At 54.0% G+C, this 2111-nt stretch carries 4 protein-coding genes; 2 read left to right on the forward strand and 2 right to left on the reverse strand.

From position 1 onward, the window contains the following. Together FAS41_RS30540 and FAS41_RS30545 are read left to right on the forward strand one after the other, a co-directional pair. Window positions 1-390, forward strand: a 390-nt coding sequence (locus FAS41_RS30540; RefSeq protein WP_218939151.1) for a hypothetical protein, incomplete at its 5' end; no start/stop codon positions are given. Between the two features lie 29 nt (window positions 391-419). Further along, window positions 420-683, forward strand: coding sequence for a hypothetical protein (locus FAS41_RS30545; RefSeq protein ID WP_138527001.1), 264 nt, complete (start codon window positions 420-422; stop codon window positions 681-683). A gap of 9 nt (window positions 684-692) precedes the next feature. On the opposite strand, the gene FAS41_RS30550 is transcribed toward FAS41_RS30545, so the two are convergent. Both FAS41_RS30550 and FAS41_RS30555 read right to left on the reverse strand, forming a co-directional pair. Further along, window positions 693-1112 (reverse strand): type II toxin-antitoxin system VapC family toxin, encoded by a 420-nt coding sequence (locus FAS41_RS30550; protein WP_138527002.1) that lies wholly within the window; start codon window positions 1110-1112, stop codon window positions 693-695. Further along, window positions 1109-1354, reverse strand: coding sequence for a FitA-like ribbon-helix-helix domain-containing protein (locus tag FAS41_RS30555; RefSeq protein ID WP_138527003.1), 246 nt, complete (start codon window positions 1352-1354; stop codon window positions 1109-1111). The genes FAS41_RS30550 and FAS41_RS30555 overlap by 4 nt, the downstream gene beginning before the upstream one ends. Between the last annotated feature and the right edge of the window lie 757 nt (window positions 1355-2111).

Consider the following 2111-nt stretch of genomic DNA (forward strand, 5'->3'; position numbering starts at 1 on the left):
GGTCAGATGTTCGGAATTCCTCAAGAGATGCTGCTACCTCGTGCCTGCTCGCTAGGTGGAGTCTTCGGCAGTCTCACACAAGCTGCTGTAGCGACCATTACGCTAGATGGGCCACCCAACAAGCTTGGCGTCATGCAAATCGCCCCTCCCGAACTTCAGAAAATTCGGGGGATCTGGTTATTCTTGCGCATGTTTATCGGTGGAGTGCTCGGTTTTGTCTTTGGCCTGTACTTCATCGGCACACTAAACGACGAATCAGGTACCTTCGCGCGAATCTGGGCGCTTTCATTCGGAGTAGGTTACGCAGCGCCGAAGATCTGGGCAGCCCAGGAAAGCATCCTGTTGAAACGGATTGCCTCCGACGACGAGCCAGCCCGCTCAGAGAGATAGCCAGCTTTCAGCCAAAAACCGGAGGCCCAATGGAGCTTTTTGAAGAGATCATCGTGTGGGGTAGAACCGCCGCAGGTTTATTGGTGAAGTATCGATGCTTCAGAAACCTTTCGAATAATCTCTTCGCGGTACAGAGCGCAGACTTCTTCGAGAAGACAGCAGACTCCAAGTCAATACTTGCCTCAGAAATCCAAGCGATGGAGCTTTTCCTTGATGAGTCCCCGGAGATCCGGAGCAGTTGGCATGCCAGCCTGACCGAAGCAATTCAAAAGCACATGGATGACTTTGAGTAAGTTGAAGCGTCAATCACGCCAAGGATCAATCAACGCCACTCCAAAAGCCTCAAAATGGCGAGTATTCCGCGTGGCGATCTGCACTCCGTGAAGCCGGGCAATCGCAGCAATTTGCCCGTCCGCCATATCGGCAATCTTTCCCTTGGCCTCACTCTCCGCCGCTAGCTCTGCGTAGTGCACCGCTGCATCCGCATCGAACGGCAGGATTCTCCCGGCAAAGTCCTCTTCGAACATTGCAATCGCCACATCCTGTAGCGCTTGCCTGCGCTTTCCTTCCGGCATCCTGGCGATGCCGTAGAGGATCTCGGCCACCGTGATCGAGCAGATCAGCAGATCCTGGGCAGGTTGAGCGTCGATCCAGGCGACCACAGCCGGATCCGGCTTGGCCCTCATCAGCTCCGACAGGACATTGGTATCGAGCAGAATCATTCGTCGAAGTCCGCAGCCCGTGCCTTAGCCTTGCGTGCCGGCAGCTCAATCTCTGCGCCACCGACGGATGCAAAGCGGGCATGAATTCGGCTGCCCAAACCACCCTGCTTCTCTTTCGGAGAAAGCGCTTGGGCGAGGATCACTCGGACCTCCTCTTCCATCGAGCGGCCATGGTTCGCGGCTACCACTCGGAGCTTGGCCTTGAGGTCTTCGTCTAGGTTTCTAATCGTAATGCTGGCCATAGAGCCCTCCGGGCGAAATCAATGCAATCATTGATATCATAAGAGAAGTTGTGTGGCCTGTGCGAGCGGAGGTAGACCGCCGGCCAGGCTGCCTGTGGTTCCTTCCCTTCCGACGGCAAATCAGGTTCTATTCGCGATACGCCGACTAGGCGAAAGACCCCGGGAGTCGACGGAAATGGATGTCTCACCCCAAGATATATTTCTCCCTGCGCAATTGGTGATAAACGCATAGCGCGCCCAGATGCTCCTGCGACAAGTGCACATAGGTCTCTCCCGCGCACCTCACCCCCGCCGCAATCCCTTTGATAGACGCCACGCGACCACCCGTAGGACCGATGAATTCTAAAGGGCCCCTTGGAGAAGCATGTCCTCGTGCCACGCCCTCTTTTGTTAGTGCATCACCCTCATATTATCGTGCATTGACTGCACAGGATTTCACAAGTAAGAATCGGCGGATATAAATCACCCAAGCTGAATATTACTCCAACGATATGCAGCTTCAAGAATCCCGGTAGAGCGCCGGGATTTTTTATTCCCAATAAGTTCTCATGAAAGTCAATTGGAACTCGACAGCGAGGTGAATCCTATGCGCAAAGAGCGTACCGCTACGCTATTAGTCACTTCCACTCTAGCCGTAATAATCTCCAGCACATCAGTGGCAGAGCCTTACTACTGGATTTACGATAACAGATATGGACCAAACTTTCCGACTTTAAGCTCAGGCTGCGACGCGACGGTAGCTTGGCTCGAGAAGATA

The sequence above is a fragment of the Pseudomonas nicosulfuronedens genome (genome assembly GCF_005877905.1).
In the GTDB taxonomy this organism is placed as follows: domain Bacteria; phylum Pseudomonadota; class Gammaproteobacteria; order Pseudomonadales; family Pseudomonadaceae; genus Pseudomonas; species Pseudomonas nicosulfuronedens.